The sequence below is a fragment of the Colwellia echini genome, from assembly GCF_002843355.2.
In the GTDB taxonomy this organism is placed as follows: Bacteria; Pseudomonadota; Gammaproteobacteria; order Enterobacterales; family Alteromonadaceae; genus Colwellia; species Colwellia echini.
The window spans coordinates 459,152-476,134 of the sequence record NZ_PJAI02000001.1 but is presented as its reverse complement, the minus strand read 5'-3'; the positions used below and the strand labels follow the sequence as shown (position 1 = coordinate 476,134).

The window sequence follows — 16,983 nt, the reverse complement described above, 5'->3', positions numbered from 1 at the left end:
AAGTGCAAGTTATTATTTAGAATAGTTGTATGCCAAAAGAATAACCCGTGCCCAGGTGAAGAAAATTGACGGACTAAAAAAAGCAATTTAGTTTCCTAAATTGCTTTTTATCATTTGAATCCAAGTACTTTGTTTATAAAGTAATAGAAATAAAACTAATCGGCAATATACTCAACCACTTCAAGGCCAAAACCTGATAATGAATGGTATTTAGTTTGTGAGCTTAGTAAACGCATTTTACTCACCCCTAAGTTCGCTAAAATTTGCGAGCCAACACCTACGTTACGTGAACCAATATGACGGTTTACTTCTTTAACTGATTCGCCTGCGTCAATTTTAGCGTATTTTTCAACTAAGCTAATCAACTGCTGTGGTGATTCATGCTTACCGAGTAAAACTAATACACCGCCTTCATTAGCTATTTTTTCTAGCGCGCTTGCCATTGGCCATGAAGCAACACTTTCACGCTGACTAAATAATAAATCTCTGAAAGTATTTTCTAAATGAACACGAACTAAGATTGGCTCTTCAGCTTTAATTTCACCTTTTGTTAAAGCGAAATGTGCTTGGCCGTCAATTGTATCTTTAAATACGGTTAGATCAAAATCACCAAAAGCGGTAGGTAATTTACACTGAGAAACTCGCTCAATCGTTGTTTCATTAGCATTTCTAAATTCTATTAAATCGGCAATAGTACCCATTTTAATATCATGTTTTTTGGCAATAATTTCTAAATCAGGACGACGCGCCATGGTGCCATCTTCATTTAATATTTCAACAATAACAGAAGCAGGTTCAAAACCTGCCATCCGTGCTAAATCAACACCTGCTTCAGTATGGCCTGCGCGGTTTAACACACCACCATCTTTAGCGATTAACGGGAAAATATGACCCGGTTGCACGATACTAAGATGTGTTGCATCTTTATTGGCTGCGGCAAGTACAGTAGTTGCGCGATCAGCGGCAGAAATACCGGTAGTAACTCCAGTAGCAGCTTCAATTGAAACGGTAAAATTAGTACTGAACTGAGCGTCATTTTTATCTACCATTAAAGGTAGTTTTAAAATTTCAGCTTTTTCACGGCTCATTGGCATACAAATTAAACCACGACCATGAGTTGCCATAAAATTAATTGCTTCAGGAGTAACTTTTTCAGCGGCCATAATAAAGTCACCTTCATTTTCTCTGTCTTCATCATCCATCAAAATCACCATTTTACCTAAAGCGATATCTGCGATGATTTCTTGTGGGGTATTTAAATTCATTTCGGCCTCTTTAATGGCTAGCTGTGTTGTTAGCCTGATTGGTATGTCTTAATTTATTTCAATTTCATTAAAATACTAAACGAAAAAATTGCTATATTCATGTGAGCTTATTTAATAAAGCCTGCTTTCATTAACATTGCTTCATTTACATTAGATGCTGGTGCTTGCATATCTTTTTTTGTTAGCAAGCGCTCTAAATAACGAGCGATTAAGTCTACTTCAATATTAACTTTGCTGCCGACTTGATAGTCAGCGAAGATAGTTTCTTTTACTGTGTGTGGCACAATAGTTAATCTAAACTTACCGACGCCACCACTTTCAGATAAAGCATTTACGGTTAAGCTAGTACCATCAATAGTTACCGAACCTTTTTCAGCAATATAATGAGCTAAATCACTCGGCATACTTAACCAGTATTCAATACTGTTACCGTTATTATTAATAGCGAGTATTTCACTAACACCATCAACATGCCCAGAAACCATGTGGCCGCCAAAACGCGTACTTGCTAACATGGCTTTTTCTAAGTTAACTTTACTGCCAACTTTGTAATTTACAAATCCGGTACGTTGTAGCGTTTCGTTTGATACATCGGCACTGTAACTACCATTATTTTTACCGCCATTAAAATCTACAACAGTTAAACAAATACCATTAGTGGCAATGGAGTCACCTAATTTTACATCACTCATGTCTAGGTTATTGGTATCAATAACTAAACGCGCACCTTGTGCATTAACATTGATAGCTTTGATAGTACCAACCGCTTCGATAATTCCTGTAAACATAGGTTTCTCTTTTCACTTATTTAATTTGTTTAATTAACTTAATTTATTTGGCTGATCTTTACCGGTTTACTGGTTATCAGTTAACTGACTAGTAATACGAATATCACGCCCAACCATACGTATATCACTAATAGTTAATTCCTTAGCTTGATTCAGCTTTTTAATTACCGGCATTTCTACTAAGTTTTTACCGTCACCACCCATTAATTTAGGTGCTTGATAAAGGATCAGTTCATTAACTAAGTCTTGTTCAATAAAAGCACCGCTTAAATTGGCGCCTGACTCAATAAGTACATCATTGAGTCCTAGACTTGATAAGTATGATAATAACGCTTTTAAATCTATATATGATTTAACATCACCACTAGCAACTTGATTATTGGCAATACCTTCAACAGTAGTATTATCTTCAACATTGCTACTAACTAAAGGTAACTGTACATGTTTTACAAAATGCGGCCATTGGCTCGAATTTTCAACCTTATCACCGGTAATAATTAGCACCGGTGATTCATATTCAAATAAATCAAGATCTGGTGTTAGTCTGTTTTGACTATCAATAACGACACGCAAGGGTTGTCGTAATGTTTCTTCAGGGTAATCTGCTTGCAAATCACCTAACTCTGACCAGCGTACATTCATTTTTGCATTATCAAAAATAACTGAATCTGCGCCTGTTATTATCGCACAACTTTGCGCGCGTAACCCTTGCACATCTTGCCTAGCATCACTTGAAGTTATCCATTTACTTTCGCCGCTCGCCATAGCTGTTTTACCATCAAGGCTCGCCGCTAATTTACAGCGAACATATGGCAAGTTATGCAACATTTTATGGATAAAACCAACATTGAGATCTTTAGCTTGTGCTTCAAGTAAGCCTGATTGTGTCGATATTCCCGCTTGCTCAAGCATAGCTAAACCATTGCCTGAAACCTGCGGATTAGGATCAACCATAGCAGCAATAACATGACTTACTTTGGCATCAATTAATGCTTTTGAGCAAGGGGGAGTTCGGCCAAAATGACTGCAAGGCTCAAGAGTAACGTAAGCGGTAGCGCCTTTAATTAATTCGGTGTTATTAAGCTTGGCATCTGCAAGCGCGTTAACTTCAGCATGCCCTTCTCCTGCTTTTTGGTGATAACCTTCGCCGATAATTCTACCTACACCGTCTTGATAACTGACTAATACACAACCCACTCTAGGATTAGGCGAGGTAGTAAAGTGACCTTTTTTCGCCAGTTCTATCGCTCGTGCCATAAACTGCTTATCTTGTGCAGAAAAGCTTTGCTCTGAAGAATGTTGCGCTTCGCTTGCTAGGTTATTAGTTATCGTCATATTACTTCGCCACTTTCACCGCTCTAGTCTTTCTTGCCTTACTATTTTTTTCTTTACCTAAACGAGTAATTTCATCGGCAAATTCACTGATATCTTCAAAAGATAAATACACTGATGCGAAGCGTAGGTAAGCAACTTTATCAAGTTCTTTAAGCTGCGCCATAATTAAATCACCCAACATTTCACTGGTGATCTCTCGCTCACCGGTAGCACGCATTTGTGATTTAAGTTTATTAACCGCCAGCTCTATTTGCTCCATGCTGACCGGACGTTTTTCTAACGCACGCGTTAGGCCGCTTAACATTTTATCTTCGTTGAACGGCTCTCTGCTACCATCACGCTTTATAATACGAGGCATAACTAATTCAGCACTTTCAAAGGTAGTATAGCGCTCATGACAAGCCAAACATTCACGACGTCGGCGTACTTGATGACCATCAGCAACTAAGCGAGAATCAATAACTTTAGTATCATTAGCAGAACAAAAAGGACAATACATAGCTAACCTGTGAAATAAGAGTATTAATTGCGGGCAAAAAAAAGGCCGCTTAAGGCGACCATTTTAATATAAAACAAGTTATTAAGCTAAAATAAACTGGATTCCCGACAAGAAACTTCGGGAATGACAGATAATAATACTCAAATCATCTGCAACGTTACAATATTTTATCTACCAGAATCAAAAATGGTCGCACAAAGCGACCATTTTATATATGAACAAGTGATTAAGTTCATTCATCAAAGTAGATATTTATCTTTAAGCTGTATGGCTCTATTTCAAGGGAAAAGCACGGAGTTGACGTTAGTCAAGACTCCGTACATCCTGTACTCCACCTTTCAGGTCATCCTTCGGATGTGCCAATTATTTCCCGAATAATTGGTGAGTACTTTTAACGCAGAAATCGAGCTCTACAGCGACAAGATAATTTCTATTTTTCGTATACTGGGAAACGAGCACATAGAGCCGTAACTTGGTCTTGAACACGAGCAATAACTTCTTCGTTTTCAATATCATCAAGAATGTCACAAATCCAAGTAGTTAACTCTTTAGTTTCTGCAGTACCAAAACCACGACGAGTGATTGCTGGAGTACCTAAACGTAAACCTGAAGTAACAAACGGAGAACGCGGATCGTTTGGTACTGAGTTTTTGTTAACTGTGATGTGAGCTTTACCTAGTGCAGCATCTGCATCTTTACCAGTGATATCTTTATCGATTAAATCAAGTAACAATAAGTGGTTGTCTGTACCGTTAGATACAACTTTGTAGCCACGTTCTTGTAATACTTCTACCATGGCTTTAGCGTTATCTAAAACACCTTGTTGGTAAACTTTAAATTCTGGTTGTAATGCTTCTTTAAATGCAACCGCTTTAGCAGCGATGATGTGCATTAATGGGCCACCTTGTCCACCAGGGAAAACAGCGCTGTTTAATTTTTTATAAATAGCTTCGTCATCACAGCCAGAAATAATTAAACCGCCACGTGGGCCAGCTAATGTTTTATGAGTAGTAGTAGTTACAACATGTGCATGTGGCACAGGGTTAGGGTATAAACCTGCAGCAACTAAACCTGCAACGTGAGCCATATCTACGAAGAAGTATGCACCAACTGAGTCTGCGATTTTACGCATACGAGCCCAATCAACAACACCTGAGAACGCAGAGAAACCACCAATGATCATTTCTGGTTTGTGTTCTTGTGCTAAACGATCTAATTCTTCGTAATCAATATCACCCGTTTCAGGGTGTAAACCATATTGGAAAGCTTCATAAGACTTACCAGAAAAACTTACGCTTGAACCGTGAGTTAAGTGACCACCGTGCGCTAAGCTCATACCTAACACTTTACCGCCTGGAGAAACTAACGCTTGGAAAACAGCAGAGTTAGCTTGTGAACCAGCATGTGGTTGAACGTTTGCATAAGTTGCACCAAACAATTCTTTTGCACGGTCAATGGCTAATTGCTCAGCGATATCCGCAAACTCACAACCGCCGTAATAACGCTTACCTGGGTAACCTTCAGCATATTTGTTAGTAAGTTGAGAGCCTTGTGCTTCAAGAACACGAGGGCTACAGTAGTTTTCAGAAGCAATTAGCTCAATGTGCTCTTCTTGACGTACAACTTCGTTAGCAATCGCTTCAGCTAATTCAGGATCAAAAGAGGCGATATTCATATCACGAGTAAACATGGTTTATTCCTTAAGTATTTCAGCCCAAGGCTGCAAACTATGCCCAAATTAACTGTGTAAATACAGATGACTCAGACACACAAAAATTAATGGCGGTATTTTGCCTGAATTTTGTCTCGTTGTACACGGTAAAAAAGACACGTGTTAGTGCATTTAGCACTGTTTTATAGCTAAACAGTTAGGAGATAACATTTAACTGTATGCTAAAAGTTTCTAATGAGCCAAACATGTTAATAAAAGCAAATATCTAAACCGAGTACAACTTAGGTACACAATATTTAAAACTGTTTGTTCTGTATAGTGAAAGCTTTTCATCAATCCATGAATTAGCTTAGACAATTTAACTTAACGCCATCACTACCTTTTCAGATCTTAATTTTTTAGCTAACACCACAACGAGGGTAACCGTGATCGCAATAGTCACAACACTGGTTGCTAAAAAAGCGAGCCAATTCACATCAACGCCTTTAAAAATGTTTTCAATGATCATTGATTGACCAGCAACAGGTAGCCAATTCAGCCATTGTGGTCGGTCATCCATCATTGATACCACAAACGGAATAAAAGCTGGAATACCAATTAAAATACTTACTGTTGATTGTGCTTCTTTAAAACTTTTAGTTTGAAAAGCTACAAACAATTGACATGCCGAGGCGAAAAAACAAATAGGTAATAACAACAATAATAGGGTTAACGAGGTCATGATATCTAAGGTAAAGGTTGCGCCAATTTTAGTTAAATCGACCAAGCCGACAGATAGCGAAGTAAGCACTAACACTAGCACTACACCAATGATTGATATGGTTGATGCGCCAATTAGCTTTGCCAACACTATTTGTAATGTACTCACGGGTTGGCACAACAGCATTTCAAGTACATTGCGTTCTCGCTCACCTGCGCTTGAGTCTATTGCAACAGATAAACCTGACATAAATGCAGCTAACATCAGATAAATACCAAGCATCATCGAAATTAAAATAAACGTAGCATCTGGTTTAGCGGTATCTTGCTCAACGAGCGTCAATGGGTTTAACAAGCGAACATCAACCCCGCGTAGTAATAAGCGTTTATAACCAATAGATAACGAATATGATCTAACCGCATTATTAATACGCCTTACTGGTGGACCAACGGCTTTATCAGTAAAGTCTGCTCGTAAATAAAGCTTAATTGGCTTGCCTTGCGCCATATCAGTTTCATAATCTTGTGGAATATCCATAACGATATTACGCTGCTGCCATATCAATTTTTCATCAACAGGCGCATCAACCAAGTTCAGTAGATTATTATCCGCGAAGTATTTAATCAATTTAGGTGCATACTCAGCACCGTTAAAATTGACATAAACTGGTGGCTCATCAACCAGTTTTTCTATCATTATTTTTGACATTAAAACAATAGCGACAGGTGCTAACAGTGCCATCATTAACGCGACCAATAAAGCACGTTTATCTCGAAAGGCTTCTTTGTATTCTTTTAAAATAAGTGACTTTAATTGGTATAAATATAGATTCATGCTTGAATTATCTCTCATCACGCAGCAACCCCTTCATCGGTGCCAATTAATTTAACAAAAGCATCTTCAAGGTTCGCTTCGCCAGCTAAATCGCATAATTCTTGTGGTGTACCTTGGGCGGCAAGCTTGCCATTAGCAACAATAATAACTCGGTCGCACAAAGCTGCGACTTCTTGCATAACGTGTGATGAAAATAAAATACAATGCCCTTTCGCTTTAAACTTAGCTAAATGTTCACGTAATATGCGCGTACTCATAACATCTAAACCTCGGGTGGGCTCGTCTAATACAAAGTTTTGTGGTTGGTGAACTAAAGCTTGCGCTAGCGTTACTTTCATTCGCTGACCTTGCGAAAAACCTACCGTTTTTCGGTGCGCCAACTTGCCTAAGTCTAAATCGTCAATCACTTGTGCAATTGCATCTTTTTTAGTTTTACCTGACAAACCATGAAGACTGGCAAAATAATCAATTTGTTCGTAAGCGGTTAACCGTTCATATAAGCCAAATTTATCAGGAAAAATGCCTAGCTTGGCTCGCGCTGCTAGTGGCTTTTCAGTAACAGTAATACCATCAATAGTGACAAAACCTTCATCAGCAGAAAGTAATCCGTATAAGGTGCGTAAACAGGTAGTTTTACCTGCGCCATTGGGTCCTAAAATACCGGTAATTTCACCATCTTTAGCAGTAAACGATAGTCCATCAAGGGCTTTAACAGTGTTTTTTCCTTTCTTATCATGAAAGTATTTATGTAAATTATTTACTTCAATCATCGTTATTTCCTATTGAACCTTGGTCTCAGCTTTAACTTTTGCTTGAGCTTTAGCATTTAAATAATTCACTGAACACCATTAACACTGGTCATAAAGGTTTCTTGTGGAATATCTTTTAAACAAGACTCATCGAGTTTTTTAGGTAATTTGCTCGTTAAGAACTCATTGACTATTTCGTTAGCACAAGTGGTCAAAGCGACGGTGTGCGATGCATTTTCAACAATAATATGATGGCTATTAGGTAATGACTTAGCTGAAAACTCACCATTACTTGGCGGCGTTACGGGATCTAAATCACCCGATAAAATGAGTGTTGGAATATCAGCAGTTACGCTTTGATAAAACGCTTCATTCGGGCGAAACTCTGGAAAATACGGACAAACCATATCCCAAGCTTGGTGACTGTTTTTACCATCAAAATCATTGTTAGCATCAATGGCTTTATCTGCTGCTGACAACCTTGGCATATCTTCATTACATACAATATTAAAAAGTAAGCCGGTATAAACCATTTGCTCACCTTCATTTTGCGCCATTAAACCAATAAGTGGTTGGTAGTTACCTAAAAAAGCTTGATGTATAACTAATGGCACCATTGAACGCCCTCTCATACCATATAATTGAAAACGTAAGTTACCCGTAAACTTACTGTCATCAAGTACTAACTGAGTTGGCGTACCCAAACGTGGATGTAATATATCAAGCGTAATAGGCTCTTTGCCTAAACGCGCTTTTACGGTTTGAAATTCTTGTGCTAAATCAGGAAAAGCCTTATGACAAGACTCACTTTTTTTACAATTTTCAATTAACAAGTTAAAAGACCGTGCGCCACTTTGACCGAACATACCAATAGGCACTTCTATTGGGCCAACACTGTCAAGAATGACGCTATCAAGGGACTCTGGAAACATGCGCATAAACACTAAACCTGCTCGCGTGCCGTAAGAGCCGCCATAAATGTTTATTTTTTCATGACCAAGAGCTGCACGAATAACATCAAAATCTCGAATAGCATTTTCAGAATTATATTGTGTTACGTCGCCTTTGAATTGCGCAACACAGTCTTTTATTTCTTCTGGGGTTAAGGCATCAGACAACGCGCTATATACATTATCTATCGCCTCCAAGTCACACGCCAAGGCACTGCTTTCGCCTGTACCACGTTGATCGACTAAAATAATGTCACGAGTTTTACGTACCTCCCTAAAAACCCTATTAAGCGCAGTTGCTAATTCGACGGCAGCTTGCCCAGGGCCTCCGGCTAGAAACATTAATGGCGTTTTATATTCGCTGTTATCAATGGCTGGTAATACCGCGAAATTAATTGAAATTTTAGTGCCATTTGGTTTGCTGTAATTTTCTGGCACATCAAGTTTTCCGCATTTTACTTGAGCGCGAATTTCACCTAAATGGCAGTTTTCTAGAGTTAATACAGTGCTTGCAAAAGACACTGCAACAAATTTGAGCGATAGCGTTACTGTAAATAACACCCAAACAAGTAACTTGATTATTTTCCACGGTAATATCATCTTTTGTGCTCAATCAAATATTCATAAATTAATAGGGTCTGTTGGTCTGTGAGATACTATTCAACAGTTTGTTATATACCGGCAAAGAATTGCACATCAAGTGCCCCAAGCTACGTGAAGGTGTGGTAACACTGGATATATTACAAATAAAAACTACTATTTTTGGGGCATTTAAAACGGTTATATCGCCGTTCCTCATCTTTAGCATAAAGAGTTTTTGGCATAGAGAATTCTTGGTATAGAAAACTATGCTGCATTATGTTAAAAATCTCGCAACGATTAAAGTCATTAAACATGCAATAAATGATAATCTTAGAAAATCCCCCTAAGATTTCATGAACAAATTATTACAGAAAACTTGCCTAAAAAGGCAATCAAGCTAAAATTAAATGAGAATAAATAAAATTAATACTAAGCGACTGATAAACAGTGGGTTACTTAATCCAGATCAATTTTTCTACCAAGGTATTAAAAAAAGTTTAAATAGCGATTCCCAAACGTGTAAATAAGGGATAAGGTCTAGTTATAAACATTATTATAATTTTGAGTGAGATTAGATATGGAATTAAATCAATGGGTAGATGAATTATTTGAAGTATTCGATGAAGATAAAGATGGGCAAATTAATCGCTCTGAATTTGTTGAATTGATTGATGTTTTATTACAAGACAAAGGCATAAATATGTGTGAAACCATCTTTAATCGCTTTGATAAAAACCATAGTAACTCTATATCTAAAGATGAATTAAAAGATATGGTGATTGAGTTAGCGTTTTAATTATTACTCTTTTAATTACTAGGCTCTTCATTAAAAAACTAAGTTCTAAAACGCTAAGTTCTAAACTAAATTTATAACAATATCAGACGATTACTCCAAGGCTAAAATTACTTTAGCCTTATCCCACTATTGCTTTGCTTTGTATCGAAACTAAGCGTACCCTAATACATACTTAGACTTCTTTCAAAGAAAGCTCACCATGACTGCTCAGAAAGATTTCTCTACAGCGCCATATCAACCTGCGCTTACATCTAAGACGCTAAATCAAGAAAAGTCTAAGATCCCTCCCCAGCCAATAACTTATAGTCAAAGTGAAGAAAAACTCAATGCTATAAGTCATGCTTTTGGTTTAGTATTAAGCTGTATTGCACTTTATTTACTGCTACAGAAAAACCATACCGATATTGTTCATATCATCAGTTTCACTGTCTTTGCGGGTAGTGCTATTTTACTTTTCCTAGCTTCAACGCTCTACCATAGTTTAATCAATATTCATGCTAAGGCGATATTTAAACTACTCGATCATTGCGCCATTTATTTACTTATTGCGGGCACTTACACCCCTCTATTGGCGATCACCATAGCAGGAACACTCGGCTATACCTTGTTAGCGTGTATCTGGCTTTTTGCCCTTGCAGGTATTTTATTTAAAATAAAATTTGGCAGTAAATACAAAAAGATATCTCTCGCCACTTATTTAGGCATGAGTTTTACGTCGTTAGGTATTTTAGGTGAATTATATAAAGCCATGCCTGAGCAAGCAGTTGGCTTGTTAGCACTAGGCGGATTAATTTACTCACTTGGCGTATTTTTCTACGTGAAAAAGTCAGTTGCCTACACCCACGCAATTTGGCACCTTTTCGTCTTAGGTGGTGTTACTTGTCACTTTTTGATGATTTATTGGTATGTATAAGGTATAAATTAGCGATAAGTTGTCGCTAACTAAAATTTAGAGTCCATATGAAGATATCAATTGAAACAATAATAAATGCTCCACTTACTAAAATATGGTCTGCTTGGACAACACCCGAGGATATTAAAAACTGGAATTTTGCCACCAATGACTGGTGTTGCCCTACCGCTGACATTAACTTAGCGGTTGGCGGAAAGTTTACTTACCAAATGGCAGCTAAAGATGGTTCGATGGCTTTTGATTTTTCTGGTGAGTTTATAGAAATAACACCTTTTAAAAATATCAGTTATAAGCTTGAAGATAATCGCACTGTATTAGTTTCTTTCATTGAAAATACCGAGGGTATAAAGTTGGTAGAAACCTTTGATGCCGAAGATGAAAACTCAGGCGAGCAACAACGCCAAGGTTGGTTATTAATATTAGAAAACTTTAAGCAATACGTTGAAAATAAATAACCTGAGTTCAGTTTAATAACCTAGCACACTTAACCGCTAAGCGCCGAATCCAAATTAGGCAGTTCAACTACATCACTGACCTGTAATGTATCAAGGTTGATATTGCCTATTCTCACTCTGACTAATCTTAAAGTGGCAAAACCTACCGCTGCGGTCATTTTTCTTATTTGACGATTCTTGCCTTCACATATTGTGATAGAAATCCAACTAGTAGGACCATGTTTAGGATCACGAATCTTTCGCCCGCGCATAGGCAATGCAGGTTCACCATTAAGCTTGAATGCTTTGCAAGGCAAGGTTAGATATTTTGTACCTTTGATAGTAATTTCTACACCACTTTGTAGCCTTAATATTGCTTCATTCGTGATATCGCCATCAACTTGCACGTAATACTCTTTTTCTATCCCTTTACTTCTAACTTCGTAACTCATCATCCCATCGGTTGTTAATAACAATAACCCTTCAGAGTCGTGATCTAAGCGACCGATCGCCATCGTTTTATCTGGAAAGTCAAAGAGCTCTCCGAGTAAATGTTTCTTCTTTCGCGTTTCAGGTACAAACTGACTTAAAAAACCATAAGGTTTAAATATTTTAAAATGTTGGTGATTTTGGTTTGGCTTAACGACTTTTGTTAGCTCGGTTTGTGTGAAATCGCCTTGTTCAGTAACAGCATTATTATTTTGCTTAGCAATTATCATTGAATATGACCTTATTCATAGAAGTATTAATCTATCTAATTACACTGATTAAGTGATCCTTTTCAAATGGTATAACCTTTCTAAACTAAAAAACCGCACGTTACTAAAAGAGTAAAGTGCGGTTTTAAAGTTAATAACCTAGGTTCAATAGGAAATTAAAGTAAGTTATTAATTTCAACTTCAGGGCTAACGTCAGCATCGTAATCAACGCCTGCAACATCAAAACCAAACAGTTTTAAGAACTCTTGATGGTATGAAACGTAATCTGTTAATTCATCAATTGTATCAGTATCAACCGTGTTCCAAATATCAGTTACACGTTGTTGAACGCTATCTTCTAATTCTTTGTAGTTTTGGCTAAAGCGACCGGCTTCATCTAAACGCGGTGTAGCACTGTAGATGTTTTCTTTGAATAAGTTGTCGATTTGCTCAATACAACCTTCATAAGTACCGTCAGCTTTCATAACTTTGAACATAGCTGAAATGTATAGCGGCATAATTGGAATAGCTGAACTTGCTTGTGTTACTACGGCGTTTAAAGACGTTACACGGGCAGTACCATTTAAGCTAGCTGTTGCTGCATTAATTGCGGTTGCTGCGCGGTCTAAATCTTCTTTCGCTTTACCAATAGTTGCTTTACCGTAAATTGGCCAAGTTAATTCTTTACCAATGTATGTGTAAGCAACTGTTTTAACGCCTTCAGCTAAAACGCCAGCGTCACTTAAAGCGTTCATCCATAATTCCCAGTCAGCGCCGCCCATAACGTCGATAGTGCCTTGAATTTCAGCATCGTTTGCCGCTTCAACAGATACTTCATCAATCACACGCTTAGAAGTATTTAAGTTTTTAGTGGTAACGCTTTGGCCAATTGGCTTTAATGTTGAAGAGTAAACTTCGCCTGTGTCTGGATCAGTTCTACGAGGAGATGCTAATGAATAAACAACTAAATCAATTTTACCCATATCTGCTTTAATTGCTTCAATAGCTTGTGCTTTTATTTCGTGAGAAAAAGCGTCACCATTAATGCTTTTAGCATAAATACCGGCTTCATCAGCTGCCTTTACGAAAGCGGCAGTATTGTACCAACCTGCGGAAGCTGTTTTCTTATCTGTAGGTGGTTTTTCAAAGAAGATACCTAATGTTTTAGCCTCATAACCAAAAGTAGCAGTAATACGTGAAGCTAAACCGTAACCTGTAGAAGCACCAATAACTAAAACATTTTTAGGGCCTGCAACGTCAGATTTTTGAGTTTTAACATAAGCAATTTGCTCATTTACATGCGCTTCACAACCAACAGGGTGAGCATTAGTACAGATAAAACCACGAATTTTTGGCTTGATAACCATAAGTAAACCTTTTTAATTTATATTCTTGTTTATATGAATAACTCAGCTAGTGTGATGCATTTTGCATACTTGAGCTAAGCTTTGAAGTTATTTCTTTTTCAATATTATTTTAGCGTTACTAATAAAGCTATTAACGAAATTGCAGCTATTGTACCCTGACTGAAACTGAAAGAGGTACTACCAGAAAACAATACTCGTTTTGTTTATTTTCCACCACCTAAGCAATTAGGTGATTCAGGAACATTACCACCATGAAGCGATTGCCATTCTTGCTCGCTGTAAGTATGAATTGCAAGTGCATGAATTTTTTCTGCAAGCTCTAATGATAATGCGCTATTTACTAAGCGGTGACGTTTAATTAATCGTTCATTTTCAAAGGCATTAGAAACAATAACCACTTTAAAATGAGATTCACTGCCCGGCGGCACATTATGGTTATTACTCTCGTTAATTACCTCACAATGGCTAGGTTGGAAGGCATCAAGTAGTTTTTGTTCTATAACAGCAGCAACAGTCATTCTGTTCTCACGATAAGTAAAGTTTAAGGTTGGCAATACAAGACAACCAAAGTGGCAAATATTTTAGCTGATTTAAGTGGATAGACCAACAATATGTTGCAAATTATGCCACAATAGCCGCTAATTTATTCCTGAACTTTAGCCTATTTTTATGATCAGCCCTTTTATTGTTAATGATAAAAACTTATTCCTTAGCCGTTTCCCTGTTGCCCAAGTAAATCGTAGCTTACAAGCATGGGATTCTGCCGATGAATACCTAATAAACTATGTTAATGAAGAAGGACTCGCCACTTCTAAAATAAGTAACCCTAACAAAAAAGTTGCGATCTTCAATGATGCCTTTGGTGCACTAGCAGTAAATTTTTGTCATTCGGGTAGCGAAAACCCACAAGTACTTTGTATTAATGACTCCTTTATTAGTAGTCAAGGAATCCGCTATAACATTGAACAAAATGATTTAGATGATAGCAATATCACGTTATTAACATCGCTTGATAGCTTACCAAACGACATTGACGTTATTTTATTTAAAATCCCTAAAAGCAAAGCCATGCTTATTGAACAATTAATTCAAATTAAGCAGATGATCAAATCAAGAACATCAGATAAAGAATGTATATTTATTGCCGCAGATCGCGCTAAAGAAATTCACAGCGCCACTTTAAAAGTATTTGAACGATACTTAGGCACAACCAAAACATCACTAGCAGTAAAAAAATCTCGTTTAGTTTTCTGTCAGTTTGATTCATCATTTGGTAGTAAAACAACAGATAAATCGCCCTACCCTACGATTTGGTCATTAACGCATAAATCGGCTATCGACAACTCTTCTCGAGAGTTTACAATAAGTAATCACGCCAACGTTTATGCACGTGAAAAATTAGATATTGGCGCTCGTTACTTTATTGAAAATTTACCAACCATAGCGCCAAATACTAAAGTAATAGATTTAGGTTGTGGCAATGGCGTATTAGGCTTAACGGTTTTAGCTGACCAACCACAAGCGCAGGTACAATTTATTGATGAATCATGCATGGCAATAGCTTCAGCGAAGTTAAATATTGAAACCAACTTACCTGAGGTAATTGACCAATGTGAATTTACACTAAACGATTGTTTAAGTGATATAGAAGGCGGTACAGTTGATTTAATATTATGTAACCCGCCATTTCACCAAAATACCGCAACTACCGATCACATTGCATGGCAGATGTTTAAAGACAGCCACAGGGTATTAAAAAAAGGCGGCGAGTTACGTATAATAGGTAACAGGCAATTGGCGTATCATATTAAATTACAGCGCCTTTTTGGCAATGAAAAATTAGTTGCTAGTAACGACAAGTTTGTTACACAATCAGCGATTAAACGTTAACTAAAAAAATAACTTAAATGAATATTTAAGCTTAATAAATAACTGCAGAGAGAACTGGGTAACAAGATGATTTTCCACTACTTAAAAAGATTTACAGACTCTATTTTAAAATCAATAGCATTGTCGTTATTACTCCTTAGCATAACCAGCTGTAGTAGTACCCCTAGCCATATTGTGCTGGCGTTAGATGTTGACTTAAAACCATCTAACCAATTAACCGGTAGAAATGCACAACTGCAGGTTGTTGATATGCGCACCAGCCCACATATTATTCAAATATTAGAACCTGATGAACCGGCTATTATTTTGTCTTCTCAACAGCGCCTTGAAACGGTAATTGATAATGTATTAACGAAAGAATGGCAAGAGCAAGGCTTAACGCTAAACGACACATCAACCAATAAAATGACCGTCATTATAGAAAAGGCGGTTATCAGCGTTGATCAAGAAAGCATAACTTATAACACTCAAAGTGAAATAATCATCAAGGTTAGCGTTGATAACTCAAAACAAACCTTAACAAGTCTCTTTAAAAAACGAGCGCATAGTGAAGGCGCCCTTAATGCAGACATTAGTAGTTTGGAAGAAGAGTTCAATCAGCATTTAAGTGAAATTCTAAAACAAATATTAATCAGTAAAGATATAAAAGTATTTCTCTAGATTCCAATTGGGTTTTAACTTAACTTTTTTAACTTAACTTAACTTTAAATAAATAAGATAAATGTAAGGTGGGTAACTTTTGCAGCTTTTTTTTAACAAGACAATAATCAAAACATTCGTGTTAAGTTTGTTACTTTTCACCAGTAACGCTAGTTTTGCACTTGACCCAAATAATTTATTTCCGAAAGTAAAACTTGTAACTTCTATGGGCGTAATCGTAGTAGAACTTGATAGTATTAAAGCACCGATAACCGTTGATAACTTTCTAAAACATGTGGTTAGCGGCGAATATAACAACACTCTTTTTCATCGAGTCATTGATGAATTTGTGGTTCAAGGTGGCGGTTATGACACTCATTTAAATGAAAAAAAAGTAGGTAAAAATATTGTCAATGAATCAGGTAATGGTCTTAAAAATGAAAAAGGCACTATTGCTATGGCGAAAGAAACTCGACCTCACACAGCCAATCGCCAATTCTTTTTTAACCTCGCTGATAATAGCTCATTAGATCCTGGTAGAAGTTGGGGTTACGCTGTTTTTGGTGAAATTATTGAAGGCCAAGAAGTATTAGCAGCAATAGCTAAAGTACCAACAAGTAATGACAATAGCTTAGGTTGGTATGATGTACCCGTTGAGCCAGTAACCTTAATAAGTGCGACTCTATTACCAGCGACCTAGTAGTTAAATTAATAATCAAATTAGGAAGTATACAATCGTTAATATGAACAAATAGTTACAAATCACTAACAAAATAACCTCGCTGTTTTTTGACAAAAACACAAAGATCACCGATAAATATAGGTACTGTTTTAAACTCTTAGCACTGTAGTTATTATGATCTAGAATGTGC

The 16,983-nt window shown here is 37.1% G+C and carries 17 protein-coding genes; 6 read left to right on the top strand and 11 right to left on the bottom strand.

The features are described 5' to 3' along the window. Nucleotides 1–155: 155 nt before the first annotated feature. From ribB to CWS31_RS01820, 8 genes are all read right to left on the bottom strand, one after another. Nucleotides 156–1,265 (bottom strand): 3,4-dihydroxy-2-butanone-4-phosphate synthase, encoded by a 1,110-nt coding sequence (gene ribB / locus CWS31_RS01855; protein ID WP_101343402.1) that lies wholly within the window; start codon nucleotides 1,263–1,265, stop codon nucleotides 156–158. A 107-nt stretch (nucleotides 1,266–1,372) separates the two neighbouring features. After that, nucleotides 1,373–2,053 carry a riboflavin synthase gene (locus tag CWS31_RS01850; protein ID WP_101343401.1) on the bottom strand — a complete coding sequence of 227 codons (681 nt, stop codon included), beginning with the start codon at nucleotides 2,051–2,053 and terminating at the stop codon, nucleotides 1,373–1,375. 66 nt (nucleotides 2,054–2,119) lie between these two features. Beyond that, nucleotides 2,120–3,388 (bottom strand): bifunctional diaminohydroxyphosphoribosylaminopyrimidine deaminase/5-amino-6-(5-phosphoribosylamino)uracil reductase RibD, encoded by a 1,269-nt coding sequence (gene ribD, locus CWS31_RS01845; protein WP_246143277.1) that lies wholly within the window; start codon nucleotides 3,386–3,388, stop codon nucleotides 2,120–2,122. A gap of 1 nt (nucleotide 3,389) precedes the next feature. After that, nucleotides 3,390–3,887, bottom strand: a complete 498-nt coding sequence (gene nrdR, locus CWS31_RS01840) for a transcriptional regulator NrdR (protein WP_101343400.1) — start codon at nucleotides 3,885–3,887, stop codon at nucleotides 3,390–3,392. 430 nt (nucleotides 3,888–4,317) lie between these two features. Continuing rightward, nucleotides 4,318–5,577 carry a serine hydroxymethyltransferase gene (gene glyA, locus CWS31_RS01835; protein ID WP_101343399.1) on the bottom strand — a complete coding sequence of 420 codons (1,260 nt, stop codon included), beginning with the start codon at nucleotides 5,575–5,577 and terminating at the stop codon, nucleotides 4,318–4,320. 340 nt (nucleotides 5,578–5,917) lie between these two features. Beyond that, nucleotides 5,918–7,111: an ABC transporter permease gene (locus CWS31_RS01830; protein ID WP_101343398.1), complete on the bottom strand. Its 1,194-nt coding sequence runs from the start codon at nucleotides 7,109–7,111 to the stop codon at nucleotides 5,918–5,920. Then, nucleotides 7,111–7,863 carry an ABC transporter ATP-binding protein gene (locus tag CWS31_RS01825; protein WP_101343397.1) on the bottom strand — a complete coding sequence of 251 codons (753 nt, stop codon included), beginning with the start codon at nucleotides 7,861–7,863 and terminating at the stop codon, nucleotides 7,111–7,113. Before CWS31_RS01825 ends, CWS31_RS01830 begins: the two co-directional genes overlap by 1 nt. Before the next feature lie 65 nt (nucleotides 7,864–7,928). Beyond that, entirely contained in the window at nucleotides 7,929–9,392 is a 1,464-nt protein-coding gene (locus tag CWS31_RS01820; RefSeq protein ID WP_101343396.1) for an alpha/beta hydrolase, read from the bottom strand. 559 nt (nucleotides 9,393–9,951) lie between these two features. Between CWS31_RS01820 and CWS31_RS01815 the strand changes: the two genes are divergently transcribed. From CWS31_RS01815 to CWS31_RS01805, 3 genes are all read left to right on the top strand, one after another. After that, nucleotides 9,952–10,170 carry an EF-hand domain-containing protein gene (locus tag CWS31_RS01815; RefSeq protein WP_101343395.1) on the top strand — a complete coding sequence of 73 codons (219 nt, stop codon included), beginning with the start codon at nucleotides 9,952–9,954 and terminating at the stop codon, nucleotides 10,168–10,170. Nucleotides 10,171–10,369: 199 nt separating this feature from the next. Then, nucleotides 10,370–11,083 carry a PAQR family membrane homeostasis protein TrhA gene (gene trhA / locus CWS31_RS01810; RefSeq protein ID WP_101343394.1) on the top strand — a complete coding sequence of 238 codons (714 nt, stop codon included), beginning with the start codon at nucleotides 10,370–10,372 and terminating at the stop codon, nucleotides 11,081–11,083. Nucleotides 11,084–11,130: 47 nt separating this feature from the next. Further along, the gene (locus CWS31_RS01805) at nucleotides 11,131–11,538 is read left to right on the top strand and encodes an SRPBCC domain-containing protein (RefSeq protein ID WP_101343393.1); all 408 of its coding nucleotides are present in this window, start codon (nucleotides 11,131–11,133) and stop codon (nucleotides 11,536–11,538) included. 29 nt (nucleotides 11,539–11,567) lie between these two features. Here the strand turns inward: CWS31_RS01805 and CWS31_RS01800 are convergent, their stop codons facing one another. The 3 genes from CWS31_RS01800 to CWS31_RS01790 form a co-directional block, all read right to left on the bottom strand. Next, nucleotides 11,568–12,236, bottom strand: a complete 669-nt coding sequence (locus CWS31_RS01800; RefSeq protein ID WP_101343392.1) for a pseudouridine synthase — start codon at nucleotides 12,234–12,236, stop codon at nucleotides 11,568–11,570. A 155-nt stretch (nucleotides 12,237–12,391) separates the two neighbouring features. Further along, the gene (gene fabV, locus CWS31_RS01795) at nucleotides 12,392–13,582 is read right to left on the bottom strand and encodes an enoyl-ACP reductase FabV (protein ID WP_101343391.1); all 1,191 of its coding nucleotides are present in this window, start codon (nucleotides 13,580–13,582) and stop codon (nucleotides 12,392–12,394) included. Nucleotides 13,583–13,785: 203 nt separating this feature from the next. After that, nucleotides 13,786–14,100 carry a BolA family protein gene (locus CWS31_RS01790; RefSeq protein WP_101343390.1) on the bottom strand — a complete coding sequence of 105 codons (315 nt, stop codon included), beginning with the start codon at nucleotides 14,098–14,100 and terminating at the stop codon, nucleotides 13,786–13,788. 151 nt (nucleotides 14,101–14,251) lie between these two features. On the opposite strand from CWS31_RS01790, the gene CWS31_RS01785 reads away from it, so the two are divergent. The 3 genes from CWS31_RS01785 (at nucleotide 14,252) to CWS31_RS01775 (ending at nucleotide 16,811) form a co-directional block, all read left to right on the top strand. Beyond that, on the top strand, nucleotides 14,252–15,472 hold the full coding sequence (locus tag CWS31_RS01785) for a methyltransferase (protein ID WP_101343389.1): 1,221 nt from the start codon (nucleotides 14,252–14,254) through the stop codon (nucleotides 15,470–15,472). 66 nt (nucleotides 15,473–15,538) lie between these two features. Next, a complete protein-coding gene (locus CWS31_RS01780) occupies nucleotides 15,539–16,132 on the top strand; it encodes a YajG family lipoprotein (protein ID WP_101343388.1) in 594 nt (197 codons plus the stop codon). A gap of 79 nt (nucleotides 16,133–16,211) precedes the next feature. After that, entirely contained in the window at nucleotides 16,212–16,811 is a 600-nt protein-coding gene (locus CWS31_RS01775) for a peptidylprolyl isomerase (protein WP_425457505.1), read from the top strand. Nucleotides 16,812–16,983 lie beyond the last annotated feature (172 nt).